The organism is Arthrobacter sp. S41 (assembly GCF_004320535.1).
Classification (GTDB): Bacteria; Actinomycetota; Actinomycetes; order Actinomycetales; family Micrococcaceae; genus Glutamicibacter.
Genome location: NZ_SIHY01000002.1, coordinates 492,246 through 517,951, shown reverse-complemented (window position 1 = coordinate 517,951; position 25,706 = coordinate 492,246). Strand labels below are relative to the sequence as shown.

20 protein-coding genes are annotated in these 25,706 nt (G+C 54.3%); 10 read left to right on the top strand and 10 right to left on the bottom strand.

The genetic code is table 11. The features are described 5' to 3' along the window. Nucleotides 1-299: 299 nt before the first annotated feature. Nucleotides 300-1,148, bottom strand: a complete 849-nt coding sequence (locus EYR88_RS13650) for an AlkA N-terminal domain-containing protein (RefSeq protein WP_131090298.1) — start codon at nt 1,146-1,148, stop codon at nt 300-302. A gap of 2 nt (nt 1,149-1,150) precedes the next feature. After that, complete coding sequence (locus EYR88_RS13645; RefSeq protein ID WP_131090297.1) at nt 1,151-1,747, bottom strand: DNA-3-methyladenine glycosylase I; 597 nt, start codon at nt 1,745-1,747, stop codon at nt 1,151-1,153. 321 nt (nt 1,748-2,068) lie between these two features. Here EYR88_RS13645 and EYR88_RS13640 point away from each other — a divergent pair, with 321 nt between their 5' ends. From EYR88_RS13640 to EYR88_RS13620, 5 genes are all read left to right on the top strand, one after another. Then, on the top strand, nt 2,069-2,440 hold the full coding sequence (locus EYR88_RS13640; protein WP_131090296.1) for a metalloregulator ArsR/SmtB family transcription factor: 372 nt from the start codon (nt 2,069-2,071) through the stop codon (nt 2,438-2,440). Beyond that, entirely contained in the window at nt 2,440-3,381 is a 942-nt protein-coding gene (locus tag EYR88_RS13635) for a cation diffusion facilitator family transporter (protein ID WP_131090295.1), read from the top strand. Before EYR88_RS13640 ends, EYR88_RS13635 begins: the two co-directional genes overlap by 1 nt. 129 nt (nt 3,382-3,510) lie before the next feature. Further along, nucleotides 3,511-4,260, top strand: coding sequence for an ABC transporter ATP-binding protein (locus tag EYR88_RS13630; RefSeq protein WP_131090294.1), 750 nt, complete (start codon nt 3,511-3,513; stop codon nt 4,258-4,260). Between the two features lie 3 nt (nt 4,261-4,263). Then, on the top strand, nt 4,264-6,777 hold the full coding sequence (locus EYR88_RS13625) for an ABC transporter permease (protein WP_131090293.1): 2,514 nt from the start codon (nt 4,264-4,266) through the stop codon (nt 6,775-6,777). Between the two features lie 103 nt (nt 6,778-6,880). Then, a complete protein-coding gene (locus EYR88_RS13620; protein ID WP_131090292.1) occupies nt 6,881-7,225 on the top strand; it encodes a DUF6176 family protein in 345 nt (114 codons plus the stop codon). Between the two features lie 69 nt (nt 7,226-7,294). Here EYR88_RS13620 and EYR88_RS13615 read toward each other — a convergent pair whose 3' ends face one another. Genes EYR88_RS13615 through EYR88_RS13605 form a run of 3 tightly spaced genes read right to left on the bottom strand, consistent with a single transcriptional unit; the run spans nt 7,295 to nt 12,768 of the window. Continuing rightward, nucleotides 7,295-10,621 carry an ATP-binding protein gene (locus tag EYR88_RS13615; RefSeq protein ID WP_131090291.1) on the bottom strand — a complete coding sequence of 1,109 codons (3,327 nt, stop codon included), beginning with the start codon at nt 10,619-10,621 and terminating at the stop codon, nt 7,295-7,297. A gap of 3 nt (nt 10,622-10,624) precedes the next feature. Beyond that, nucleotides 10,625-11,311, bottom strand: a complete 687-nt coding sequence (locus tag EYR88_RS13610; protein WP_131090290.1) for a DUF4194 domain-containing protein — start codon at nt 11,309-11,311, stop codon at nt 10,625-10,627. Beyond that, on the bottom strand, nt 11,308-12,768 hold the full coding sequence (locus EYR88_RS13605) for a DUF3375 domain-containing protein (RefSeq protein WP_131090289.1): 1,461 nt from the start codon (nt 12,766-12,768) through the stop codon (nt 11,308-11,310). The genes EYR88_RS13610 and EYR88_RS13605 overlap by 4 nt, the downstream gene beginning before the upstream one ends. A gap of 167 nt (nt 12,769-12,935) precedes the next feature. Here EYR88_RS13605 and EYR88_RS13600 point away from each other — a divergent pair, with 167 nt between their 5' ends. Beyond that, complete coding sequence (locus tag EYR88_RS13600; protein WP_242632586.1) at nt 12,936-14,285, top strand: polysaccharide deacetylase; 1,350 nt, start codon at nt 12,936-12,938, stop codon at nt 14,283-14,285. Here EYR88_RS13600 and EYR88_RS13595 read toward each other — a convergent pair. Then, entirely contained in the window at nt 14,272-17,727 is a 3,456-nt protein-coding gene (locus EYR88_RS13595) for a bifunctional RecB family nuclease/DEAD/DEAH box helicase (protein WP_131090288.1), read from the bottom strand. The genes EYR88_RS13600 and EYR88_RS13595 overlap by 14 nt on opposite strands. Before the next feature lie 118 nt (nt 17,728-17,845). Further along, on the bottom strand, nt 17,846-18,157 hold the full coding sequence (locus EYR88_RS13590) for a hypothetical protein (RefSeq protein WP_131090287.1): 312 nt from the start codon (nt 18,155-18,157) through the stop codon (nt 17,846-17,848). 158 nt (nt 18,158-18,315) lie between these two features. On the opposite strand from EYR88_RS13590, the gene EYR88_RS13585 reads away from it, so the two are divergent. Next, the gene (locus EYR88_RS13585) at nt 18,316-19,035 is read left to right on the top strand and encodes a M50 family metallopeptidase (RefSeq protein WP_131090286.1); all 720 of its coding nucleotides are present in this window, start codon (nt 18,316-18,318) and stop codon (nt 19,033-19,035) included. Here EYR88_RS13585 and EYR88_RS13580 read toward each other — a convergent pair. After that, a complete protein-coding gene (locus EYR88_RS13580; protein ID WP_131090285.1) occupies nt 19,021-20,211 on the bottom strand; it encodes a YihY/virulence factor BrkB family protein in 1,191 nt (396 codons plus the stop codon). The two genes, EYR88_RS13585 and EYR88_RS13580, sit on opposite strands and share 15 nt — an antisense overlap. Before the next feature lie 641 nt (nt 20,212-20,852). Here EYR88_RS13580 and EYR88_RS16405 point away from each other — a divergent pair. Then, a complete protein-coding gene (locus EYR88_RS16405) occupies nt 20,853-21,653 on the top strand; it encodes a transglycosylase family protein (protein ID WP_131090284.1) in 801 nt (266 codons plus the stop codon). A 114-nt stretch (nt 21,654-21,767) separates the two neighbouring features. Beyond that, nucleotides 21,768-23,153 carry a CoA transferase gene (locus EYR88_RS13570; RefSeq protein ID WP_131090283.1) on the top strand — a complete coding sequence of 462 codons (1,386 nt, stop codon included), beginning with the start codon at nt 21,768-21,770 and terminating at the stop codon, nt 23,151-23,153. Here the strand turns inward: EYR88_RS13570 and EYR88_RS13565 are convergent. Next, entirely contained in the window at nt 23,150-23,989 is an 840-nt protein-coding gene (locus tag EYR88_RS13565; protein WP_131090282.1) for a PaaX family transcriptional regulator C-terminal domain-containing protein, read from the bottom strand. The two genes, EYR88_RS13570 and EYR88_RS13565, sit on opposite strands and share 4 nt — an antisense overlap. Next, nucleotides 23,979-24,845, bottom strand: coding sequence for a tryptophan 2,3-dioxygenase (gene kynA, locus EYR88_RS13560; RefSeq protein ID WP_131090281.1), 867 nt, complete (start codon nt 24,843-24,845; stop codon nt 23,979-23,981). Before kynA ends, EYR88_RS13565 begins: the two co-directional genes overlap by 11 nt. 148 nt (nt 24,846-24,993) lie before the next feature. On the opposite strand from kynA, the gene EYR88_RS13555 reads away from it, so the two are divergent. Then, nucleotides 24,994-25,680 (top strand): CE1759 family FMN reductase, encoded by a 687-nt coding sequence (locus EYR88_RS13555; RefSeq protein ID WP_131090280.1) that lies wholly within the window; start codon nt 24,994-24,996, stop codon nt 25,678-25,680. The last annotated feature ends 26 nt before the right edge of the window (nt 25,681-25,706 follow it).

Genomic DNA, 25,706 nt, shown 5'->3' with positions numbered 1-25,706 from the left:
TCTTAGTTATGCTTACCTAAGAAAATTATTAAGATATTAGGTGACTAGCTCTTGACGTTATTAGGGTGCGACGGGTTATGCTTATTTCAGAGCTTCTCCCGTGTGTGGTCGGGAGAAGCGATCAACTTGACCGAGTTCTATCGGCCAGTTCACTACGGCCTGAGGTTGCTCGCCTCAGCCTAGTTGTCGGCTTAGCCGGCTCGAATAAGGGGAAAGTGAATCGGGTAGCCTGCTCAGCTATCCGGATCGCAGAAAAAGGAACCTACCAAGATTGCACAGCTTGGTAGGTTCCTTTTTCGTTAATCGTGTTGGCGTGAGTCGTGGTGCCAGAGCAGAAGCGTGGCCAGGTATCCAGCTTGGGATGGCAAGTCCTTGAGTTCATTCTCGGAGACACCCAAGTTATTCAAGGCCCGCCGCACGACTAGGTCTGTATCAAGGAATATCTCGGGAGCTCTTAGTCCTCGTAACGCCATGTAGTCTCTGGTCCACGGACCTACTCCTCGCAATGCGAGTAGCTGCGTGAGGAACTGCTCGTGGTCATGGATGAGGTGCTGGCCAAAGTCTTGATACCAGTGGGCAACCGTATGCAATGTTGTTGCCCGCGCCAAGGGACAACGAATAATGGACTGGATTTGCGCGGGCTCCAGTGAAGCAGTGGCTTGCGCGGTGGGGAATGCGCGTAGTCCCGACTGGTGTAATTCACCTAAATTTTCTACGTATCGTCCCGCAAGAGTTCGTGCGGCGGCTAAAGAAACTTGTTGACCAATGACGGTGGTAGCCAGGGCCTCAAAAATGGTCGGATAGCTAATCAACCTCAGGTGGTCAGATTCTTGTGCCAGGCGCGCAAAGCTGGGCAAGGTCTGCAAGGATGCGTAGGCCGACGAGGTATCTTGCGTGAGTCCGAACCAATGGTCAATTGTTGACCGCAGTTTGGGGAGCAGCTTAGCCGGCGCATCGTGTTGAACTATGACAGCGTCGGGATTTAACGCCACGTGTACTTCTACTAGATGGTCGTCGAATCGCAAGATTCGGTGAACCTGCGCTGCCGCTTCATCTATTTCTTCTTGGCCCGGAAGTGAATGAAGTCTTAGTACCGCCAGGGTATGGGTAACGTCCAGCATTCCTGAAACGGTAAGACGAAGTGTCATGGTTACGCGGTCCAGATGCCTGAACTGTTGCGGCGGTGCGAGCCGATGAGGTGGGTGTCGACCATTCCGATCGCCTCCATGAGAGCGAACATGGTTGTCGGCCCCACAAATTTGAAGCCACGCTTTTTCAGCGATTTAGCCAGCTCTTTGGACTCGGGACTCTGTGTTGGGATCTCATCAAAAGAACGTGGCGCGGGTGTCTGTTCGGGCTTGAAGGACCAGACGAAGTTTGCCAAGCCGCCTTCTTCGCGCATCATCAGCGTTGCCTCAGCATTGGCGATCGTTGCCCGGATTTTGAGTTTGTTGCGGACGATTCCAGCGTTATCCATCAGGCTGTTGAAGTCATTCTCCGTAAACAAAGCGACTTTTTCAGGATCAAAGTTCGCGAAGGCTTCACGGAAAGCTTCACGCTTGGAGAGAATGATGGCCCACGAAAGTCCGGACTGGAAACATTCCAGGCTTAGGCGTTCGAAGACCCCGGCTTCGGTGTCTACGGGCATGCCCCACTCGGAGTCGTAGTAATCACGGAGCATGTCGTTGGACGCTGCCCATTGTGGGCGGGCGAGGCCATCTTCGCCGATAACAAGGTCTTCGGTCATGAATCCATCTTCGCATTGCGTGAGGTCAAGAGGATGTACTGAAGAAATGCTTCAGAATTTAGATACTCTTGGGACCTGATGAAGTCTACGCGAGCCGCGCTGAGCGCAGCGGTTTTTCTTCCGCATGTTCAGCGATTTTTGAGCTTGTTACATTTTGCGGTGACCTATCCATGAATCTGATGCAGTCTTTTCTGGGCGCTCCGTCCCGGCTAGCTGCAATGTGGTGCTGGGCAGAATTGAGCAGCGTTGTTTCTTTGAGTAGTGCTGTGAAGCTCTTTGCGGAGGGTTCAGTTTTTGGCTCATAACAAGTATCATCGCTATATGGCGATTATAGAGTCTCAAGGCGATGTATTAGTGAGGCGTGATGAAAAGACGGCAGAAGCTGCCCTCTTCCACGCGCTGGCTGATCCTACGCGTTTGTTGATTCTGGAACACCTTAAAACAGGTGAACACAAGGTCCGAGAATTAACCGATCACCTCGGGCTCGCTCAAAGTACCGTGAGTGCACACCTGGCCTGTCTGCGCGATACGGATCTAGTGAAGGTCAGAAGCCAGGGCAGGGCGAGCATCTACTCATTGGGACAACCCGGCTCTCTGGATCAGCTGCTGCTGATAGCACGCCAACTCATCCCACTGAGGACCCAGCATCATTGGCACGAAGCGCACACCAGCGACGAGACTCAGGGGGAGTAATGGGCCACGATCATTCACACGGTCACTCCCATGACCACTCTGACGCAAATCGAACTCGTCTAGCCTGGGCCTTTGGTATCACTGCGACTATCTTGCTAGCTGAGATCGTCGGCGCCATTGTCACTAGTTCGCTCGCATTGTTGGTTGATGCGGCGCATATGCTCACCGATACATTGGGACTGCTGCTAGCTCTGACCGCTGCGAACCTCATCGCCCGAAAGCCCACCACTAAGCGAACGTGGGGCTTTAGGCGTGCGGAGGTTCTCTCTGCAACGGTGCAGTCGGCATTGCTTTTGGCTGTAGGTATTTACGCTGCCATTGATGCGGTACGCCGACTGTTTACGCCAGAAGAGATTCACCCGACAGGTTTGTTGATCTTTGGTGTGATTGGTTTGCTTGGAAATGTCCTATCCATGTGGATCATCTCCTCCGGCCGCAACAACAACTTGAATATGCGGGCGGCATTCTTAGAAGTGGTCAATGACGCGCTCGGCTCCGTTGCGGTGATCGTCGCAGCGATAGTCATCGCCAGCACTGGATGGATGCAAGCTGACTCGGTTGCCGCGTTGGTTATCAGCGCACTGATTGTTCCTCGGGCGTTGAAGCTCCTGAGCGAAACTACGCATATTCTGCTGGAATCAACCCCGCGCGGACTTGACCTCATTGCAGTGCGAGAGCACTTGGAACGCCAGCCCGGAGTTATTGCCGTCCATGATCTGCATGCAAGTCAGATTGCATCAAATCTGCCGGTGCTCACCGCCCACGTGGTCGTCGAAGAATCTACCTTCTCGACGGGAATGGCCGGAGAGCTACTCAAAGATTTGCAAAAATGCGTAGCGGATCACTTCACCGTCAGCATCGAACATTCGACCTTCCAAATCGAACCTCCAACGCATCAGAGCACCGAGCACCAGCATGGGTGCGAGGATCAAGGGCATTAAAAGCGCGATTCAGAATACTGTGGATTAGTTTTGTCTAGGCTGGATCATACCTGAGTATGACGAGAGTGCTGATCAAGACAATCCTGTTGGTGGATGCCGTTCTGGCTAGGGACTTTATATTCTTTTAGTATGACTTCTGAAACCCTGCCAAAAATTGATTATGCGGTCGCCACACGTGGTCTGACAAAGACCTACGGACATGACTCCACCCGAGTTGAGGCGCTTCGCAGCGTCGATGTCGCTTTTGCGCGGTCCAAATTCACTGCCATCATGGGCCCTTCCGGTTCAGGCAAGTCCACCTTGATGCACTGCCTAGCAGGTCTGGACTCAGCAGACGGTGGAGAAATTATCATCGGCGGCAAGAACCTGCTGTCGCTGAACGATGATCAGCTGACCGAGATGCGTCGTGAACAAATTGGATTCGTCTTCCAGTCCTTTAACCTCGTCCCAACAATCAACGCACAAGAGAACATCTTGCTTCCGTTGTCTTTGGCCGGAAAGAAGCACGACGAGGCATGGTTTGATACGGTCATCAAAGCTTTGGGCCTGCGCGATCGCCTAAACCACAAGCCGCACGAGCTTTCCGGCGGTCAGCAGCAACGTGTTGCCGTGGCTCGCGCATTGCTTACCCGCCCGGAGGTTGTCTTTGGTGACGAACCCACCGGCAACTTGGACTCTCGCACCGGTGCAGAAGTCTTGTCGCTGATGCGCTCTTCGACTCGAGAGATGGGTCAGACCATCATCATGGTGACCCACGATCCAGTGGCTGCGTCCTATGCCGACACCGTGCTGCTCATGAAGGACGGCAGCATCGTGGGAACCATCGAGGAGCCAACCGTGGCTACCGTGTCCGAGGCACTTGCCTCATTGGCGGAGTAAATAATGCTGCATGTAGCACTTTCTAATATCAAGACCTACGCCCGGCGCTATATTGCCGTCGTGCTGGCAGTGGCCATTGGTACTGCTTTCCTTGCAGCAACCCTGGCTGTAAATTCATCAACCCAGGCGACCTTGAAAAACTCCTTGGGGGAGTCGTACAAAAATGCCGACTTGGTGGCCTACTCAGATCCGAACCTTGACCCCGAAACAACCGAACAAACCAGCTTCACCCTCAAAGAAACCGACGATATCCGGAAGCTCTCCGGAGTCACTGAAGCCTACGGTCTGGGCTATGCCTACGGTCAAATGCACACCTCGGACAACGGCTACAACGTCCAGGTTCAGCCGGTAGATCCAAAACAGGGTCTAGGCGGAATGGAACTTGTTGAAGGTCGTGCGCCGTTATCCAACAACGAGATGATCATCGATCAATCCCACGCCGAAGACATGGGTATCTCCGTAGGTGACGTTGTTGCGTTAGACGATGAACAAGGCAAAGCCCAAAACATAAAAATTGTTGGTCTTCAGCGTTCCTCAACCAACCCACAGACCTCGGCCTATGCCTTGGCTGGCATGAGCGAAAAAGCCTGGAGCAATTTCGCGGGAGAGCAGGCAAATTTCAATGACATCGTCATCAAGGGCGATGGTGCGCTGAACGCAGTCACCCAAGAGGTCCAGGATTACTTCGCGGATAAGAAGATGAAAGACATCGCGGTCGTCACCGCGGATCAAAAGGTCATTGACGACGTTGCGCAGATGACCGGTGGTACCGATCAGCTAACCGTCGTCCTGCTCATCTTCGCTTTGATTGCATTGGTCGTCACCGGCTTAGTCGTGGTCAATACCTTCTCCGTAGTCATCGCCCAGCGCACCCGTGAACTGGCACTGCTACGAATTCTCGGTGCCAAGCGCAAACAAATCCGAAGCTCGGTGCTACTTGAAGCGTTGGTCATCGGTGTCGTCGCTTCCGTCATTGGTGTTTTGCTTGCGGTCGCCTTGCTTGCCGGCTTGATCGCACTGCTTCATGCGCTGGTACCAAGCATGTCCTACGCTGCGATGGCAGTGACTCCGGTGGGACTGATTGTGCCTATCATCGTGGGTATTCTCATGACAGTGATCGCAGCCAGCCTGCCTGCGCGACGAGCCATGAAGTTGGCCCCGCTCGCAGCCCTTCGTCCATTTGATTCGGCAAGCGTCAAGAATCGTGCAGGAATCGTGCGAATTATCTTTGGTGCCATTCTTGCCGCGCTCGGCGTCGCCCTACTGATCTTTGGTGCGGTCAAGGGAGACTTGATTGTTGCCTTCCTTGGCGGGCTACTTTCATTCCCCGGAATTCTGATGCTCGCTTCGCTATTTGTTCCAAGTAGCGTTGCCGGGATTGGTAAGGCGTTTGCGGGCAAGTCGACTTCACGTCGTCTGGCAGCCCTAAACGCGGTACGTAATCCAGGTCGAACCACTGCCACCGCAACCGCACTGCTCATTGGTGTGACGCTGGTGTCCATGATCATGGTTGGTGGACAGACGGCCAAAGCTAGCCTGAACAACTCAGTTGCGGCCGAGTACCCAATGGACATGGCTGTTTCGTTCTTCGACGGCACCGCTGATGAAGCTAAGGCCAAGGAACTGGCTGAAAAGATCAATGACGTCGACGGGGTCAGCGCAACAACCACCTTCGCCAGCACCACCGCTGAACTGGACGCAGACACTGGCGCGGACATGGGGTTGGACGGACCGGTGCAGCTTCAATTGCTCTCGGTGAATCCAGAAGAATTCTCCAAAACAGTCCTAGACCAGCAGATTGTTCCAAAACCAGGAGAGATAGTGCTCACCGGCTGGGACTTCGGGAAGCCAACCATCAAGATTGGCGACAAGACCCTCAAGGTCAGGGAAACTAGCGCTTTGCTTTCGGGTAGCCCCATCGCGGAAGAGACCTTGAAGACTTTAGGCCTCAAGAACGCGCAGACTTACCCGGGAATTATCGTCAAGGTGGATGAGGACGTCGCTGGTTCAAAGATCAATGAACTGGTCACCGAGATTTCAGACATCACCGGAGTAGATTCTTCGATGATTGACGGCGGCGTCGTCATGAAATCGATGTTCTCGCAGATCATTGACGTGCTGTTGACGATTGTGTCGGCACTCTTGGCGGTAGCAGTATTGATTGCACTGATCGGTGTAGCTAATACGCTCAGCCTTTCGGTCCTTGAACGTACCCGCGAGAACTCGTTGCTTCGTGCCTTGGGGCTAAAGAAGAAGCAGCTACAAAGCATGCTGGCTACAGAGGCCGTGCTCATCGGTGGTGTTGCCGCATTGCTCGGCATGATCCTAGGTGTCGCCTACGGTTTGTTGGGCGCACAGTCGGCGCTGTCCGAAATGGGCAAGATGACCTACTCCATCCCTTGGCTGCAGCTCATTGCGGTCCTCGCGATCAGCATCATCGCTGCGTTACTAGCATCGATCATGCCTGGCCGACGGGCAGCGAAGTTGTCGCCGGTTGAAGGCCTGGCCACCGAGTAACAACAGAGCAATAAAGTGCGGGACCAACAGCAGTTCACAAGAGCTGGCGTTGGTCCCGTTTCCTCGTTATGGCATCGGAACAGATAGAAATAGAGTGTTTCCCATGAACATAGAACTCACTCGGTTCAGGGTCCTACCGGGAAAATCCGCAGCTGTTGATGAATGGATGGACCTTCTAAACGATAATTTGCCCGCTGTGCTCAAGACTTTGGACGACGAAAAGATGTACGTCGAAACCATTTTTAGCGAGACCTTGGACGGCATCGATTATCTGTACTGGTACAGCATTCAAGGCGAAGGTGGAACAGAGGTTCAGGACTCAAATCATGAGATCGACAAAGCGCATTTGAAGTTCTGGAAAGAATGCATCGACCCAGATTTTCCACCGCAGGATCTTCAAACCCGGGTGAGCATGATTCCAGATCGGATACGTTCGAGCATGAAGTGAAAACTTCTAGCTGAATGTTGAATGGCCGGTTCCATATTTGGAACAGGCCATTCAAGTCTCTAGCAAAAGCTAGTTACGCAGAGTGATCGTCGTGGCCATTGCTGGGGAACGACCAGTAGTCACGAAGCCCGAGATATTAGATCCTGGGTGCTTGATGATGTCGGTAATGGAACCCAAATGCCGACTCAAATCGATCTTGTCCTCAGGGGCAGCAAGTACCAAATGGAAGCCGAACTCTTGAAGAGCACGTATGCCTGCAGCGGCATATTCGGAGTTGGCCTGAATAAAGGCCTCATCGATCATGACCGTGCCGTAGGATGTGAATCCTGCCGACGCAAAGCCGAGCTGGTAAGCCAGTGCGGCACCCATGATGAAGGAAGTAAAGCGCTGACCTTCACCACCAGAAAGAGTTCCCGGCTCCAAACCAGTTTCAATTTCACCATTGGACTTGTGCTCGTTGCAGCTAATCATGACATGCTGACGGACATCAAGAACCGTTGAACGCCAAGCATTCATCGCCGGGTCGCTCAACGCGGAAACCAACGCTTCCAATGCTTGGTAAGAGGTAGCCAAAGACGATTCATCCTTAGTTGTGTAGGCCTCCTGCAACGCATCCTTCAACTCTTTACGGAAGTTTCCGGCCTCCACCGGAACGGCATTCTCAACTTCCAAACGCAAAATCGATCCATGCTCAAAAGTTACCTCCGCAAGAATCTGATTCAGCGGCTTAATACGCTCAGAGATCATCCGACGTTCTTCATCAAGCAACTGCAAAAGATCACTGAACCGCTCGTATGAACGGTTGGCAAAGTATTCGCGGAACTGAGCCTCATGGTGAGGCAGACCGTCCGCCACAATCTGCTCATGCAACTGTGTGTAGTGTTCGGCGGCCTCGGCCGACGTTCCGTGAGTCTGTGCGTGGGAGGTACCAAATTCACGGGCAAAACGACGGAACGTTTCGCTCAACGCGCTACCAATTTCTTGGCGCTGACTACTCAACGAGTTAACCTGGCTACCCAGCTGGAGCTTGACCTCAGCGAAAGCTTCACTGATCTGTTCGCTCGGTGGGCAGCTACCAGAGATGACCTGTTCTAGAACAGGACCGAGCAACTGGTGCTGACGAAGCGACAGTGGAATCTCTTGCTCCCAGTTTGTCGCTGGTTCCTGCGCGGTAGAAAGCACCTGCTCCGCACGCTGGACCTGCAACTGCAAATCTTGGATGTGTGAACGAACCAAAGCCAGATCACCCACCAGCTTTTCTGCCTCAGCCTTGGCAGTCTCAAGCTGTTGGCGGACCCGAGACGAATCACCAGACAAGGACAGCGCATCGCCTAGCTTTTGCTCACCGCGACGTAATGCTTCAAGTGCAGCAGAAGAATCAAGCTGGCTGAAACTACGTTCATCAGCGATGATCGCCTTGAGCAGCTGCGACTTGGTAACAACTTGATTCTTCGCATAGCTACGCTGATCCGCGGCTGCTTGAGCTTTGACGATTTCCTGTTCTTGACGGGCAGCCTTGGCCTGCAGTTCAGAAATCTTGGACTCGTTGGTGAAGCCCAAAAGGTACTCGGAGGCAGGCAACCCTCGGGTATCACGCTCAAAGGTTCCGGCACCGGTCTTTATGGTTCCTGCCGGCGTGATGGCCTTGGGATGCACATGCATTGCTGCGTCGTTATCAACACAGGCCAAAGGATAGTCAGCGGTGATCTTGGCTTTCAACCAGCTGCCTGCGTCACCTGGAGCGAAGTCCAACTTGGTGACCAGATCTGCAGGTCCAGCCTCAGCAGGCTTAGGCTGTTGCGAAATATCGGTCCAGCGCACACGACCCAGCCCATCAAGCTGGTCGATAGCATGGGTGACCTGCGCAAGTAGTTCACCAGGTACTAAAAGGGTACGGGCCAATGAATGCAAAGCCTTTTCAGCGGCCAGTCGCCAGTTTGCAGAGTCGGCAGAAACATCCATGAGCTCACCGGCGAAAGGCAATTGATCTTCGCGTAGTGAACAGGCTGACGTGATGGCTCGACGGGCGGCAATTGAACGCTCATCGATATTGCTGGCACGACGCTGGTACGAACGAATTTGCTCATCCAGCGACTCGGCCCGCTTACGAAGATTGACCAAGGTAGCCATGGCTTCATATTCGACGGTTTGGGCGTCGTGAGTAATCGAGGTCAACTGCTGAAGCGTGCGAGCAGCGTTGGCGCGTAGCTCATCAAGTCCGGTGGCGGAGAACTCGAAGCTCAGGCCAGCATCCGTTGCCTGCTGCTGCAGAGCCCGGACAATGTTCTCTTTTTCACTCAGTGCTTTGCGAGCCACATCCGCTTCACGCTCAAGTAGCATCAGCGATGCCGAACCGGCCGAATCGTGGGCCGCTTCTAGAGACTGCAATTGATCATCAAGCTGCTCTTTGCGCTGGCGCAGTTCTTGCTCTTTGGCCTGCAACGTGGCCAATTCACTTTGATGAGAGGCCAAATCATTGCGCAGCACCAGCTGACGCACTTGAGATTCAAGAGCCTGCACGTCAGTATCTAGAAGCTGACGAGTCTCGGTGATCTGCTGCGCTAATGAACGGTAGGCCTGATCCTGGGCAGGGACTTCGGCCAGAGCATCACGTTGTGCCCGAGCAGTATCCAACTGACGGTAAATGCCACGCAGGTGGGCGAAGTCCTCCACCGCGGCTGCAGCGGCTTTCAGCGTTGCTGGTTCTTCAAGCACTTCATGGCGGAAGAACTGGTTCACACCTTTGGCTAGTCCCTTACCGTTTTGCAAGGTGCGCAGCAGGGCAAACGCCTTATCGCTTTCCACACCTAGTCGACGGCGTAACCGCTCGATAAACGCCTTATGCGTGTCAAAAGCCTCGGTAGGAGCCAAGGCTTTGGACAGCGAAGAGACCGTGAAACGGCGTGGGCCGTGATTCTCCAGCTCTGCGATATCCACTTTGCCTTCACACAAGAGATAGTGCTTAGAAACCTGGCCTTCCAGACCAGCGTCGGGCAAATCAAAGACGGCGCCGGCGGTGAGCGTATTGCCCATGCCGTCGTCGTAGCTGAGGATGATTGCGCTCCAGGTCGCCCCCGGACGCTGATAAACGGTGCCTTCGCTGGTCTTAAACTGCCGGCCACGCATATAGGAGAACGTGGTGCGACGGTCCTCCCTAGTTGCTGCATCATTGGCTGATTCGTTAAGTCGAGGGGTAGCGAAGAAGACGTGGCCCATGGCGTCAAAAAGGGTCGATTTACCCACACCTGGGTGACCGGTCACCAGTGTGCCGGCGCGGTCCACCAGCAAATCATGAAGTCCGTGGAAGGTACCCCAATTAACAATCTGCACCCGGCTCAGTCGATGCTGGCCTGGATTGATCGCGCCGCCTAACGGAAGAGTCATTGCAATGCTCATCGGTTACTCCTGCACCAACTCGGGGGTCTGTTCAACAAGGTCATCGTTCTCATCAGCCAAAAGGTTAAACGCCGGTTCATTGGCATCGATAGCTGCGATATAACGAGGGATGTCTTGGATATTGTTCAATGGCAGAGCCATCGCCAGCGCAGGGGAGATACGGAATTCGTTCTCCAATTCGGTGCTGGTCAATAGTCGCAAGGACTGCAGACGGGCAATGGCTGCATCACATGATTCAGCAAAACGCTTGTCATCGCGGTCAGTTGACTGACGGTGCTCAGCGAGGATTTCGTGCATCGTGGACCGGGACGCGACTGCGTCGTTTCCACTTCCGGCCTGCTGTTCCAACATCAGTCTCAGACGCAAAGCCAGGAGCGTTTCATCGCGCTTGAGCGGGCGGCGAGGTGCAATTGGAGCGGTGTGCACCTGCTCAATCTGTGCTGGGGCCAGCATGGCGATCTTGCGATCCATGTCCAAAGTCAGTGTCAAGAAAATTTCCGAAAAGTAATCGGTGACTGTTTGCTGCTGATCAAGGAGCAATTGCCAAGCTGCCGCATCAACCGATCCATCAAGGTAAGGACCACGCAGTAGGCGGACCAACAGCTGGCGCAGCGGAAGAGAGAAATTTCCGGTATCACCGTCGAACAGCGGTTCGGCGATCGGTGCGGCGTAGGCATCGTTCGTGGTCATAGCGGCTCCTTCGTGAAGCGTAGGGCAGGCAGGATTGCGGTTCTCATCGAGCCATCAAGTTGTTGGAATTCAATGTTGATCAATTCGCTCTCGTTGAGCGACTCACCATTGGTGCGTCCGATTTCGACCAATGCACGGATGGAATTCAAATGACGGTGTTCATCATCTAGAGTGTCAAAGACGGCATCTAGGCTCACTGCCTTGTCAGTTGATGCTTCCAGCTGGGAAGTAATGGAGGCGCGTAGCAACCCCATATTTGCTTGCGGAGTGCTCGGGTTGCGAACGATATCGGATTCGCTGTACGCAGGTGCTTGAGCCAACGGGGGAGGCGCCACATGCTCGGAAGGGTCATAGATCCCGAGACCAGAAAGTGTCATGAGCTGCGGAGTGTAAAGATCCATAGGCGTCAGCCCACTACGTGGTTTCAGCGCAGTGGACTTGCTGATGGCAAGTTCCGCTTCACGCACTGCTTGACGCAGAAGTTCAGCCTGCTTGTAATCTTCGGACTGCACAAAGGCGTGCAGAGACTCGGAAAGTTTGCCGTAGGAAGTATGAACTTCGGCGGCCTGTCGCCGTAGCTCACGCAACAGATTGGTCAGAATCTGACGTTCTGTGGAATCAAGATCATCGACGAAATCGCGTTCAAGCACTTCGGCAAGAGCAGCGCGGAAACGTTGCTGCGCGTCAGGTGAATTGAGGAATTCGGTGAATCCACTAAAGGTTTCGCCCTCCGCGGTGGAGCGCAACTGTCGGTCGGCTTCAAGTACCTGACCGACGGCCACGCCCTTTGCTGTCGAAGCATCAAGAATGCCCTCACGCAGGGAATGCAACATATCCTGGACACCGTCGCGCATGCGGCGGAAGTCTGCGGGCAAGCTTGAGGCGAGGTCCAAGAGCGAACGTGTTGCCGACAACGCCGTGGTACGCGAAAGAACCGCTGGTTCATCACCGGTGCGCAATTGCTCAATTTGTGCTTGGCGTATCGCTATCTGCGATTCAAGAGCACGAATACGCGCTTCAGGGTCCGGGTCGGTTTCATGGACCAAGGACTCCAGCGAGGACAGCAAGGTGTTCAGCCGCGACGAGTTTAGATGCGAGTCGTCGGTGGAAAAATCTGCCAGGAAACGCAGTGAGCGTAAGGTTTGGGCGCTGGGTTCATAAACGAAGCGTCCGTCAATGAGCGGGCGGGCCAAGATCCCTTGCTTGACCCAGCTTTCAGCAAAATCTTGGGCAGAGTAAGACTGCGGGATCTGCTCGTCACTTTTGCGTGCTTGCTTCAGGAAAGAATCCAGCGAAGCGTGAAAAAGCTCCAGTGCAATACGGGATCGATCTGCGGTGAACTCGGCTCTGATAAACGCAACTGCCCATGGTTGGGCCGTCAAAAGACGATATGCTGCCGAACCTTTGAACTGCTGAGCCTGAAGCCACAAACTATTCGCGCGGTGCGAGGGCTGCATGTACTTCCTTGATCTTTAGGACGCCTAACTAATCAATTCTAAATCATTGGCCTCAACAGAAAATGTGAATCCATCCCACCGAGGCGTCAATTCGTAACAGATTAGGAAGAATCGCCGGTGAAGGGCTGTTGTCGCATACCCAATCTGTGTAGGGTCGCATTAACTAGATGACAACCGGTTTTCTGCAAGTCTTTGAGGCTGAGCGGAGTGCGCGGAGGTGGCGTTCACTGAAGTTCTTGCGAGTAGCAATATCCATCAGCTTGGTCATGGCTCTGGCCGCGTGCAGTGACCAAAGCGACCCACAATCAGCCTCACAAGATGCGGCCGCCAGTGGACAAGTGCAGTCAGAAGATCAACGCGTTAATAGCGTCAAAGCGGAGATCAATAGGCTTGCCGACGGCTACGACTATGACGCGGCGATAAAACTCGCCAAGGATTCTGACAGCGATGAGCTCAAATCAATGGCCCGGGGACTAGAAGAAGAAAAAGCTCAAACCACCGCGTGGGAACATCCGGATCAAATCCCACACCTTTTCTTCCACTCACTAATAGTTGATACCGACCGTGCCTTTGACAAGGAAAGCAGCTCGGCCGGGTACGAAGACTATATGGTGACCCAGAAAGAGTTCGCACAGATCCTCAACGAGGTCTACAAGAATGACTTTGTCCTAGTTAATCCGCAGGACTTCGCGTCGCTTAATGACCAGAAGAAGATGGAATATCGACAGATCATGCTGCCCAAGGGCAAAAAGCCTCTGGTGCTATCGGTCGATGATCTCAGCTACTACGAATACATGGAAGGCGATGGATTCGCCAGCAAGCTCATCATTGATGATCAGGGCAAGGTCCGCAACGAATATGTTGACGCGGCAGGAAAGAAGCACACCGGCGCCTATGACGTCACCACCATGGTTGACGACTTCATTCAAGAACATCCGGATTTCACCTACCGCGGCGCCCGCGGGATCGTGGCAATGACGGGCTACAACGGTGAGTTTGGCTACCGCACCTCTGCAAGCCAATATCCGAAGAACAAGAATCTGGCACAGGACCAGAAAGATGCAACGACCATTGCTATGGCGATGAAAAACACCGGGTGGGTTTTTGCTTCACATTCGTGGGGCCATATCCAGACCGGTTCGGTGAGCATGGGACGCTTGCAGCGCGACACCAAGCTCTGGAAAGAAGAAGTTGAACCAATCGTCGGCCACACAGACCAGTTCATCTACCCCTACGGAGCCGATCTTGCGCACACCAACATCTATTCAGGGGCACGGTACGAGTACCTGAAGGACCAAGGATTTAACTACTTCTACGGTGTAGACGGGACCACTGAATCTTGGATGCAACAAGTCGGGGGATACCAGCGACAGATGCGTATCAACGTTGACGGTCTTCAATTTGCGAAGGAAAAAGCCGGAGACCGGCCGGTGCTCTCCTCCTTCTTTGACGTAGACAAGGTGATCGATCCAGCGAGAAAAGCGCTGGACCGACCAACATCGTCTACAAAGCCATAAAGGCTCCCAACTGCGATAAAGCAGCAGGGGACGAGGGCAGATAATCGGTGAGGCGCTCGCTACGCACGATGACCGCTTTCCACTGGCCTCGCGAAATCGCCACATTGATCCTGTTGCGGTTGAGCAAGAAATCGATGCCACGGGACGCATCATCGGCACTGGAACAAGCCATGGTCATCAAAACCACCGGAGCCTCTTGCCCCTGGAACTTATCCACCGTGCCAACTTTGACTGCTTCGAAGCCCTGGGCTGCTAATTCTTCACGGACTAGATTCACCTGAGCGTTGTATGCAGCAACCACAAGAATGTCGGCGGGTTCCAAAGCGCGAGCAGGCTTACCCGGTCCCGGGGTCCACGACAGCCCAAGATGTTCTCGAACCAATTGGATGACCGCTTCGGCTTCTTGCCCCGAACTGACAGTATTGCCTCGGTGTTCCACCAAACGGGTGCTGACCCCGGCCGGTGTACCGTCCAATACTCGTAGTCCAGCAGCATCAGCGGAGAACAGCTGGTTGTCGTAGCTCAAGGCTGAGACCTTGGCACACAAAGCTGGGTGCATTCGCCACGAGGCGGCAAGGAAATACCCTAGCTCCGTAGGCAACACGGGCGCGCCTGCCGAGAGCCAACCTAATGCTGACTCATCTACCGGCTGCGGATGCGAGCCCTGCGTAACCTGCGGCAGCTGCTGCGGGTCACCGAGCAACAACAAGTTACGGGCAGCCCGGGAAACCGCCAAGGTATTGGCCAGCGAGAACTGTCCGGCCTCATCAATGACCAATAGGTCCAAAGATCCCGCGGGCACCTTGGCACCGGTTAATGTCCAAGCAGTTCCGCCGATTAGCGCACCGTCGGCAGAGCTCAACGCTTCCGCGACAGAATCCTTAGAAGTTCCTGCCCAAGGTACCGGGTCCTTGTGTTTGACCTCCTTGGCCACCACCTGCGGATCAACGCCGGCTTCAACAGCCTTACGAAGCACATTTTCTACTACGGCGTGGGACTGAGCGACAACGCCGATTTTCCACCCATCATCGATCAGTTCACGGATCACATGGGAGGCGACGAAAGTTTTGCCGGTTCCTGGAGGACCCTGAACGGCAAGATAAGAATTATCAAGATCTTTGATCGTTTCAACCACAGCCGAGTAAATCTGGGGATGGCCATCCACTAAAACAGGTTGCGCCGGCGCATCCAGAGTCTTTAGCCGCGGTGCAATGCGACGCAAAATATCGATGCCCGGTTGCTCCGGAAGTGTAGGGACGGTGGCCCCGACCTTTTGCGCAATTTCATTCAGCGCATCATCGATGCTCTTGGTCATCAATGGCTTGTCCGGCGTGAGTGCTACCGGGAAAGAACCATAGGGCGCAATCTTTGCCGTGCATTTTTCCGAGACAATAATCCAGCCTTCGCCCACCTGAACCACGGAGGTATTAAAAGCGCCGCCACGCAACGATTCATCAACTTCCATACCTTCAGGAAGCGGAGCTGCAAACATCGCAAAAACCGAGGATCCGGGGGAGAACAACGATCCTTCGGCGAGGGTGCCGGTAAGTTTCGTGATGCGGGTCAGCGTGCGGGCCCGTTCGGTGGCCTTATGCCAGTCCTCAATGACCTGCGCAGAATCAACAGAAAAGACCCCTCGAACATCGCTCCATTCATCAAGTGGCGCGGAGAGCCTATCGAAGTGCTCCCACCAGTACTGCTTTTTCTCCCGGCGGTTGTAACCGGTAGCTGCGGCAACCATGGCAATGGCACGGTCATCTTCACTCAGCGGCTGCCCTTGGGGTAGGGCTGCGAGGTAATCCTGTAGTCGTAGCTCTTCGGCAGTCGGTTCGTAGGCGTTGTCGGATTCATCTGGCAACGGCATCTGCCCAAGTGACTGCGGGTGGTGTTCTTCTAGGGTGAGCAACCAGTCGCGTAGTCGCAACGTTGATAGGCAGTCATACTCGTTGTAATCAGCGATGGAATCCAGCACAGAGTTGGCGGTAGCCGTGTCGTTGGCGGTTCGCGCCTGCATGTACTGCGCGTAAGCGACCACCGAGGCGCCGGCGTCGGTGACATCGCCACCACGAAGATGCGTACCCATATATAAGGGTTCAAGCTTCTTGATGGAGTACGAGCGTGTGGAAACCACCAGCGAGTTGCGCACGGTTTCATAGAGGTCCACGAGCAAGTTTTCGCGCAACCACGTATCAACTTCTTCTTCACCAGCGATGTGCACCTGCGACAGTTTGCGAAGGGCACTCTTTTCGTAGGCCGCATAATGGTAGATCTTCATTTGCGGGAAGCGTTGGCGACGTTCTTGAACGTAGCTGATGAAGTCTAGGAACGCTTGCCGCTCCTCTGCCCGGCTATGCGCCCAAAATGGTCTAAATACCGGTTCGCCACTGTCATGTTCAACAACGCCGAACAGGTATTCCAAGCCCCACGAACCATCGCTGGGTTCCTGATATAGCGGGTCTCCCTCAAAATCAAAGAAGATATCGCCTGGATTAGGCGCCGGCAACTCAGAGATTGTTTGGGTGGACTTAACCCGGAAGCTGACACCCTGCACTTGACCATCAATTCGGCCAAGTCCCAGTTGCATCTGTGCTTGGTCAACGATTCGGGCCAGCGAAGTTCCTGGCTGGGTCTCAACGGCAGCCAATTCTTCGATGGTGAAAATCTTGCGCTGACGAAGCTTTTCGCGTTGCACCATGGACATGCCAGCAACCAACAATACGTCGCGCGTTGCCTGTATCTGCTCAGCGCAGTAGTCGCACCGGCCACAGATACGAATTTCGTCAGAGTTCCAAGACACCGGTTCGGTCGCCAAAAGATGCTCGTTGATCATCGTTAGGAAGCGTGCGCGTTGCGCCCGGAAGACCGGGAGCACTTCATCCACGCGATGCACCGAGTGTGTGCCGTCTCCGAGAACTAGGGTGGTTTTAGTTGATACGGAAATGCCCTCGGCGATCATTTGATCTGCGTAGGAGGCCACCTGTAGCAGTGCGCTAACGCGAGCATGGCGAGCGAGCTTGGTGTCCCATACGGCCCATGAGCCATCGGCTTGGCGGACCAAGAAGTCGGCAAATCCGATGAAGGAACCATCAAAGAAGGTGGCCTGGAAGATGACATCGGCGCCGCTGCGAAGCACCGCCAAGGTTTGTGCATGAGCTTGGCGCAACCCTGCGGGGCTCATCTGCGGACGGTCGTTGAACTGCTTAACGCCGGTGCCTTTAACAGGGTCGTACTCTCCGTAGGTATCGATCAGTTCTGCGAGGACGTTGTGTTCGTGCACGTCTCCAAGAATCGCGGTGCGTTCTAGCATTTCGTCGCGGACTTCTTCCGCGGCTGGCCGGCGGCCGAGCTTAACGTCGAGCTTAAAGAGTGACTGAAAATTGCAGTCAACAGAAACTGCAAGGTCGCTGGCGGAGAAGATGAATTGATCTTCTAAAAAGAACACGGGGCCGGCGCCTTTCGCTGACTGATACCTACCTAGTCAACGTAGCACCGGACCCCGACAGAATCGATGTTCTGTAACGCCGCCTAAGCCGATGATTTCATCAGCCTTGTGAGCCAGATTAGTCCTCGGACTTTTTGGCTCCGCCGATCAGCAACGAGAGCAGCGCAACCCCTGCTGTGACGCTGTTTACTGCTGGCCATGCGCCGATCTTCTTAGCTAGCGGGTGGGATGCACCAAAGCCACCGACGTAGGCACTGATCAATGCCACGGCTTTGGCGGTTCCTGCATCCTTTTTCCAGATCATAAATGAGCCGACGCCAGCAGCGCCGAGTACAACCGCTGCCAGTGGGCGCTTCTTGGTCGCACGACCTGTGGCGTATCCACCAGCTAAACCGGTGATGGCCAGGGCAGTTGAAGCTAAGCGAGACATGAATTTCCTCCAGATATTTTGCACAAGATCTCGCTATGCAGATTATGCCTAACACCTGTGATGTTTCCTAGAACGCGAGCTGTTGCTGGGTCGAAGAGGTCAAGAGCTATGCGGGCTTGTAAGAATGGATGGGATTGTGTGGCAACTGAGGAGATTGAATGAACGTGGACATTGCTGATGCTTGGCATCGTTTGGTGCAGCCAGTAGAAGTTGAGCTAAACCTGTGGCAATGGCTATTGGTCCTCGCACTGGTATTGGTCGCGGTGATTCCTAAACCGGTATGGCGAGTTACCGGTTTGTATTCAACGCTTGTGCACGAACTTGGCCATATTGTCTCCGCGTTATTCACCGGAAGATATGTCACCGGGTTGCGTCTGGGGTGGGACCACTCCGGTGAAGTGGTCAGCCGCGGGCGTGGCAAACTATCGGTGATCATCTCAGGAGTATTTGGATACCCCGCACCACTGTGGGTTTCGGCCATCATGTTCTGGGCAATTTCCAGCGGGTATGCAGGTCGGGGCCTGGGGATTTACGCACTGTTTTTTCTTCTGGCACTTATTTTTGTGCGCAACTGGCCCGCCTTTGTGGTGTGTGCCGTCAGTGCGCTGGTGGCCCTGGGCGTAGTGTTTTTCGCGCCGGCAGAGACCTATATTTATCTGTCGCTTTTGATCGCAGGTTTTTTGCTGATCGCCGGACTGCGCGACTTCGTCAAGCTGCTCTCTGTCCACACCGTTAGGCGCCACGACATTGCGCAGTCCGACGCTTACCTCATTGCTCGGTCAACCCGCACTTTTGCAGGCCTTTGGCTCCTGATCATTATGATCTTAGGGGCCGGCGCCTTGTTGTGGTCTGCGCACAGCCTCTTAACGCTGTTCTAAATCCTTGCGCGCTTGCTTCTGACGCAAGACCTTTGTTGTGCGTGCGCGCGAAGCCACCCAGGCTGCTACCGCAACCGCGCCCATTGGCAACAACTTCGTCTTTCGCTTGGCAGCACGTTGTGGGTCAACCTCCATATCTAGAAGCGGGTCACCGCCGTGCTTGATGCGAATTTCTTGCGCTTGAACGAGATCTTTGTAGTTGGCCAGTTCTTGCTTTGCGACCAGGGCGTCATCGCGTAATGGCAGTAATACTTCCTCGGCCGCAGGCAAACCAGTACGTAGCTGACGCAGGCGCATAAATTCGATGTCCACCAGTGCGCCCAAGAGCAAAGCGATATTGCTGATCCAGCAGGCGAGGACCAAAATGATCACACCACCAATGGCGCCGTAGGTGGCGGAGTAGCTTGCAAACTGCGACAGGTAGATGCCGAAGCCAACAAGTGATAATCCAAGAATGACCAATGCCGTCAAGGTGCCGGCCGAGAACCAACGGAATTTTGGTCGCTTCACGTTGGGTGTGAAGTAATACAGCAAGGCCAACACCAGTAGAACCATCACCAGCATGACCGGTGGTTTGGCGATGTTCAGCATCAGTACAAAGCCGTCGCCTAGGCCAAAGACGTTTCCGATACCTCGTGCGACGCTACCGGAGGTAACAAGCAGCACCAGCGTGACTACTGCGACCAGCATGATCAGTACGGTGATGAGGAACATCTGTGGGCGACGTTTCCACTGTGGGCGTCCTTCTGGGACTCCGTAAAGCCGGTTTAGGCTACGCCCGAAAGCAGTTACGTAGCCTGAGGTACTCCATAGGGCACCGAGAGAACCAGCAAGAATGACCCAAAACGTCCCGCTAGCTTGAGAAGCGAGGCCGTTGAGCAGCTGCTCTGCGGTGTCCAATAGCTGCTGGGAATCACCGCTGGCCTTGTGTCCGTTGGGTGCCAGGCCTTGTTCCAAGATCTCCATGATCCATTTGGTTCCGCTTTCGCTGGCGCCAGCAAGGGAAAGCAAAGAAACCAACGCCAGCAGGCCTGGGAACATCGCCAAGACCATAAAGTACGAAAGGGACGCGGCAACGTCTAGGCCGTCGCTTCGGAAAAATTCGCGCAATGCGCGCGGGAAGCAGGAGAAAGACTCTTTCATGCGCTCTTTGGTGAATTTACCCTGGCTTGGCATTGGGTCCCCTGTCCGACAAACGAATTAGATGCTGTGATGATCTGGTTTCGCACATCACACTACCTAAGTGCTACCCCGGCGACTAGGAGATTTGTTTCCGCGCCGTGTCCTTTTGGCACTCTCCGGGTGTTGCCGGGGGCGTTGTTGGAGCGAATCTGGCTAATCTTGGCACCCGCGACATGCCCTGTGGAAAGCGTGATTCTGGGCTGCAACATTTGGTAGTCCGTGCACGCGAAAGTAGCGACTTCAATCGTGTGGTTTGGTAGCGAAACACCCTCAAAAAGCAAGTGAAATCCATATCACACAAACTTGTTTGAAATCTACTTCGTCTTTGTAACAATCTTGTACGCTCACAAGGACTTTAAGGCTTAAATTTTGGTCAAAATTTATTTTTTGGGGAAGATCGTGACCTGTGATTTCGCGGAATCTGAGCGTTTCCTGAGTTGCGCAGGGGGTGGGGGTCCGGGTTAGGGTCTTTATAACGTTTCGATAACACTCGCTGTGTTATGGGGAAACAGGTACTGCCGGGACTTCCAGATCGCTCACCAGGGCAGTATTTCATACAACGTCGAAATGCGACGCTGAGCGATGCACGAAGATGGTCTTGGAAGACCTGAGCGCGGGAAGAGCACTGGAGAATCATGATCCAGCAGAAGACTAAGAAATTGATCCGTCGCGGTGGAGCCTCGTTGGCAGCTGTCGCAGTAGCCGGTGGCGCTATCGTAGCCACCACCGCACCAGCTAACGCTGCTGGCGCAGGTACCTGGGACAAGCTCGCACAGTGCGAGTCCGGCGGAAACTGGTCCATCAACACCGGCAACGGCTACTACGGAGGACTGCAGTTCACTTTGCAGACCTGGAAGGCATTCGGCGGTTCGGGCATGCCTAACAACGCTTCGAAGGCTGAGCAGATCCGCGTTGCTACCAAGGTACAGGCAGCACAGGGCTGGGGCGCATGGCCAGCATGTACCGCAAAGCTGGGCATCAGCGGTTCGGCACCGAGTGCACCAAGCACCTCGACCGAGACCAAGTCGACCACCTCGACTGAGACCAAGAAGTCGTACGCGGCTCCTAAGAAGTCGACCACCTCGACCGAGACCAAGAAGTCGACCGCGACTCCTAAGAAGACCTACGTAGCTCCTAAGAAGTCGACCGCGACTCCTGAGAAGACCTACGTGGCTCCAAAGGTTGCAGAGACCAAGCAGGCTTCTCCAAGCACCTCGGGCAAGCACGCTGCTCCAGTTGCCAAGGCTCCTACCTTCAACATCGACGTCACCGACTCGGGTAAGAACTACACCGTCAAGTCCGGCGACACCCTGAGCAAGATTGCTAACCAGCTCGGCGTTTCCGACTGGCGCGGTCTGTTCGTTCTGAACGACGATCAGCTCACCGACCCTAACGTAATCGTGGTTGGTCAGACTCTGAACGTTCCAGCGAACTAATTTTTCGCTAGACCACTAGTTAGGCCCACGACGTGTCAATTGACATGTCGTGGGCCTTTCTTGCGTTAACGCTGACGTTAGTTGGTAGGCAACAGTGCGCGGTACTCTGAGCCCATGCCGTTTACAGCAGCAACCGGGGATTGGTCTCTGAAGATTCTGAGCAGTGGTTTTGAACAATCTCAAATGCTCACTGTCTCAGAGCCAGCGCACATCACCGGGCCGCTCTCATGGTGGCACGGCCCGCTAGACGTCGAACGCCTCGCCCTAGGTTCTGTTTCACTGTTTGTTAATGCAATCAATGCCATGGACGCTCAGCTACTAGGTGGCGCCTACGGACGGGCTGAAATTCTGGCGAGCCAAGTTGCTGCGGCTTTTGGTTCTATGGCACACCTACGTATTGCTGGCGAGAAGACTCAGGGATTTGCGCAGCACTCAGGGTTCTATCGATGCGCAGATGGCTGGATTAGAACTCATGCAAATTATCCGCACCATGAACAACGCCTGCTACGAGCAGTAGGGGCAGGGGCAGATACAACGCTTCAAGCGGCGTTGATCCACCACACCGCATTCCAAGCGCAAGAACTCATCGTTGGTTCCGGCGGAGTAGCTGCAAAGGTACAGACTAGAAAGCAATGGCTTGAATCTGTCTCCGGCAAGGCAGCTCAAGAAGGACACTGGGCCCAATTCACCCACCATCAAGGCACGGGGCAACAAAGCTGGACACCGGATCCTCAGGGCAATGGCCCCTTGTCGGGTCTACGCGTACTGGACCTTACTCGCGTAATCGCCGGTCCCACCGCAACTCGCACTCTGGCCGCTTTTGGCGCGCAGGTGCTTCGAATAGACGGCCCATTGCTTCCAGAACTGAGCGCGCAACACATCGATACCGGGTTTGGTAAGCGCAACACCGTACTAGACATATCTTCCTCGGCGGGTAAAGCGCGGATGAATCAGTTGCTTGAGCAGGCAGACGTATTGATTTGCGGATATCGTTCAGGGTCGTTGAGTCGGCTGGGCTTCGGAACTGAAGCTTTGCAACTGAAATACCCCAACCTGATTATCGCTGAATTGAATGCATGGGGTCACGACGGTCCGTGGATGGGCCGTCGCGGGTTCGACAGCATCGTGCAAGCCGCCTGCGGCATTGCTGATATCTATCAGAGTGAAGATGGGAGCCCTGGAGCGTTGCCGGTTCAGGCTTTGGATCACGCCACCGGCTATGGTCTGGCCGCAGCGATGGTCAGCCTGGTTCAGGCCCGGGCTCAAACGCGAAGGGTGGGAAGCGTTCGATTCTCCCTGGCGCGAACCGCAGAAGCGCTCTGTGCCTTCGGCCCGCCGCTTGATTCCGTCCAGGAAGTGGATCCGCCGTTGCTTGGTCGCAGGCCCAGCGCGTATGGAATTCTGGACTACGCGCTGACACCGTTCACAGTAAACAGTGAGCCATTAGACTTCCGGGCTGCTCCGCCGGCCTATGGCCAGGATCAGCCCATTTGGCTCTAGCGGCTTAGGGTTGAGCTGGCGAATTGACCAGCGGTATCTCTGAAAGCTTGCGACAACGTCAAGAATCGGTCCCTGCTGGCAAGGCCAGGCCACTGGGCCGGCAACATGTAAGCGGGGAGCCCTGGATCTAGGTAGGGCAGTTTGCGCCATGCATCCACCATCACTACGTAACCGCGGTAGGCAGTAGCGGGGTCTTGCGCCTTCGGGTCAAGATCAGTAGTGCTGTCCAAGAAGTCTTCATGCAATGAGCCCAGACGCGCTAAATCCCACCATTGCTGCGCTGAATGATGTGCGCTGATGGGGAAGTGGGGCTGGCTGGTAGTAAATAGCGTTGCTTGTTGGCGGGCATCGAGTGCAATGAGCACAGCGGTGACTTCTTCGCGCAAATACTCGGGGAATATCCATAGGCCCGCCGATACAAGACCGCCACCGAGCTGTTGGAAATGCTTGCGAATCTGATGACGCAAAGAACGCATGGTCTCAGGCAGTGAATAGGAGACCAGGCACCATTGATCGGTTTCTGACATTTGACGAGGAGTGAATATCCTCCGAATGCCGCGTTCAAACATTGCCTGGGCTGAGTCCGGGACGCGGAGCATCGAAGCTGCGGAGCTTTCCAGTACCTGCTTATCGATCAGGCGGGAGATGGCTGTCTGAGCCGACGGCGCGGAAATGCCAGCGGCAAGGGCTAGCTCCAGCAGCACATTTCGCGAAACGAGATCTGAGTTCTCTCGGAGGTACAACCCAGTAATGGTGCGAACGATAGATGTTGCGCTGCCGGAGCGAGCCTCGAAGTCATCAAGACTGAATGCTGTCAGTGCCGAGTTAGTTGCCAATTTCTGTACGCACCGCAAACAGTTCAGGGAAGAATGTCAGATCCAACGCGCGCTTGAGGAAATCGACACCAGAGGAACCACCGGTTCCGCGCTTGAAGCCGATGGTTCGTTGAACTACGCGTAGGTGACGGTAGCGCCATGCTTGGAAGTTATCTTCAACGTCTACGAGATCTTCACAAGCCTGGTAGAGGCTCCATGGGGTTTCTTCGGATTCATAGATTAGCTTGAACACCGGGATGAGGGCTTCTTGGTAAGTCCACGGCTTGGTGAAGTCACGCGAAAGAATTTCTTCGGGGATGTTGTAGCCACGGCGAGCCAACGCAGCAAGGAATACGTCGTAGAGTCCTGGCTCTTGGAGCAACGTGGAGAGAAGTTCATGTGCCTTAGGATCTGACTCGTGTACTTTGAGCATGCCTTCATGCTTGTTACCAAGAATGAATTCCACTGCCCGGTATTGGAAGGACTGGAAGCCCGATGAGGAGCCGAGGAATCCGCGGAACTGTGCGTATTCGCGCGGCGTCAATGTGGCAAGTACTGACCACTGTTCAGTCAGGGTTTTTTGGATGTGCTTGACGCGAGCTAGGCACTTCAATGCCTTGCCGATGTCGTCCTGACCTAGCAATCGGCGAGCTTCAACAAGCTCGTGCAGCATGAGCTTAAGCCACAGTTCGCTGGTCTGGTGCTGAATGATGAACAGCATCTCGTCGTGGTGCTCCGGGACGCTCACGGGCTGTTGTGCCGAGAGTACTTGCTCCAAGTTTAGGTAGCTGCCGTAAGACATGGTGTTCTTGAAGTCGGTGCGTACACCTTCTTCAATGTCGCGCTGGTTCTCAGTCTGTGGCTTATCGCTACTCATGCACTCATCTTATCAATATTTTTACGAGCGTCACAAGAATGAAAATGTGCCATTTGTGGGTCATTGAAGATTTTGGAACCGAGGGAATAGCGGGCCGAGGTTTCTTGTTGAAGCATGCATACGCATATAAATTTGAAAGGTAGAACTCATGAGCAAATCAGTTGTAGTGATCAGTGGCGGCCTAGGCTCTCCTTCAAGCTCCTCACTATTAGGACGCCAGATTGGTGACAGCATCGTTGTGAAACTAGCGGCAGCTGGCATCCAAGTAGATCTAAACAATATTGAGTTGCGCGAGCATGCTGGCGACATCACCAACAACATGCTCACCGGCTTCGCAGCACCTCAACTGCAACGCGTCATTGACGCGGTAGTCAACGCCGATGTCCTGGTGGCGGTCACTCCGGTATTTACGGCATCCATTTCGGGACTGTTTAAGTCCTTCCTGGACATTCTTGATCCCAAGGCGCTCAACGGAAAGACCGTAGTGCTTGCGGCCACCGCCGGAACCCAGCGTCATCAGCTGGCCATCGATTACGCAATGCGCCCTATCTTTGCCTACCTGCGAACCAACATCATGCCGACCACAGTCTTCGCCGCTTCTGAAGATTTTGGTGGTCAAGGAATCGCAGGAACGCTGACTGAACGCGCTCGCCGAGTGGCCCAAGAGGTCCTGATATCACTGAGCCTCGCTGATGGTGAGCTCAAGGCAGATCAAGATTTGGGCGATACTAGATCAATCGCACCCTCAGTCAGTGAATTTGCGGACCCCAACGATGATATGACCTCGCTGCCATTTGAAACGCTGCTGGCAAATGTGCGAGCAACTGGCAGATAGCAAAAGACGAAATGTTAGTACGATGT

Bases quoted from the DNA above. Each gene is read 5' to 3' on its own strand.
- EYR88_RS13650 (WP_131090298.1), bottom strand. From the start codon at position 1,148: ATGACACTTCGTCTTACCGTTTCAGGAATGCTGGACGTTACCCATACC.
- EYR88_RS13645 (WP_131090297.1), bottom strand. From the start codon at position 1,747: ATGACCGAAGACCTTGTTATCGGCGAAGATGGCCTCGCCCGCCCACAA.
- EYR88_RS13640 (WP_131090296.1), top strand. From the start codon at position 2,069: ATGGCGATTATAGAGTCTCAAGGCGATGTATTAGTGAGGCGTGATGAA.
- EYR88_RS13635 (WP_131090295.1), top strand. From the start codon at position 2,440: ATGGGCCACGATCATTCACACGGTCACTCCCATGACCACTCTGACGCA.
- EYR88_RS13630 (WP_131090294.1), top strand. From the start codon at position 3,511: ATGACTTCTGAAACCCTGCCAAAAATTGATTATGCGGTCGCCACACGT.
- EYR88_RS13625 (WP_131090293.1), top strand. From the start codon at position 4,264: ATGCTGCATGTAGCACTTTCTAATATCAAGACCTACGCCCGGCGCTAT.
- EYR88_RS13620 (WP_131090292.1), top strand. From the start codon at position 6,881: ATGAACATAGAACTCACTCGGTTCAGGGTCCTACCGGGAAAATCCGCA.
- EYR88_RS13615 (WP_131090291.1), bottom strand. From the start codon at position 10,621: ATGAGCATTGCAATGACTCTTCCGTTAGGCGGCGCGATCAATCCAGGC.
- EYR88_RS13610 (WP_131090290.1), bottom strand. From the start codon at position 11,311: ATGACCACGAACGATGCCTACGCCGCACCGATCGCCGAACCGCTGTTC.
- EYR88_RS13605 (WP_131090289.1), bottom strand. From the start codon at position 12,768: ATGCAGCCCTCGCACCGCGCGAATAGTTTGTGGCTTCAGGCTCAGCAG.
- EYR88_RS13600 (WP_242632586.1), top strand. From the start codon at position 12,936: ATGACAACCGGTTTTCTGCAAGTCTTTGAGGCTGAGCGGAGTGCGCGG.
- EYR88_RS13590 (WP_131090287.1), bottom strand. From the start codon at position 18,157: ATGTCTCGCTTAGCTTCAACTGCCCTGGCCATCACCGGTTTAGCTGGT.
- EYR88_RS13585 (WP_131090286.1), top strand. From the start codon at position 18,316: ATGAACGTGGACATTGCTGATGCTTGGCATCGTTTGGTGCAGCCAGTA.
- EYR88_RS13580 (WP_131090285.1), bottom strand. From the start codon at position 20,211: ATGCCAAGCCAGGGTAAATTCACCAAAGAGCGCATGAAAGAGTCTTTC.
- EYR88_RS16405 (WP_131090284.1), top strand. From the start codon at position 20,853: ATGATCCAGCAGAAGACTAAGAAATTGATCCGTCGCGGTGGAGCCTCG.
- EYR88_RS13570 (WP_131090283.1), top strand. From the start codon at position 21,768: ATGCCGTTTACAGCAGCAACCGGGGATTGGTCTCTGAAGATTCTGAGC.
- kynA (WP_131090281.1), bottom strand. From the start codon at position 24,845: ATGAGTAGCGATAAGCCACAGACTGAGAACCAGCGCGACATTGAAGAA.
- EYR88_RS13555 (WP_131090280.1), top strand. From the start codon at position 24,994: ATGAGCAAATCAGTTGTAGTGATCAGTGGCGGCCTAGGCTCTCCTTCA.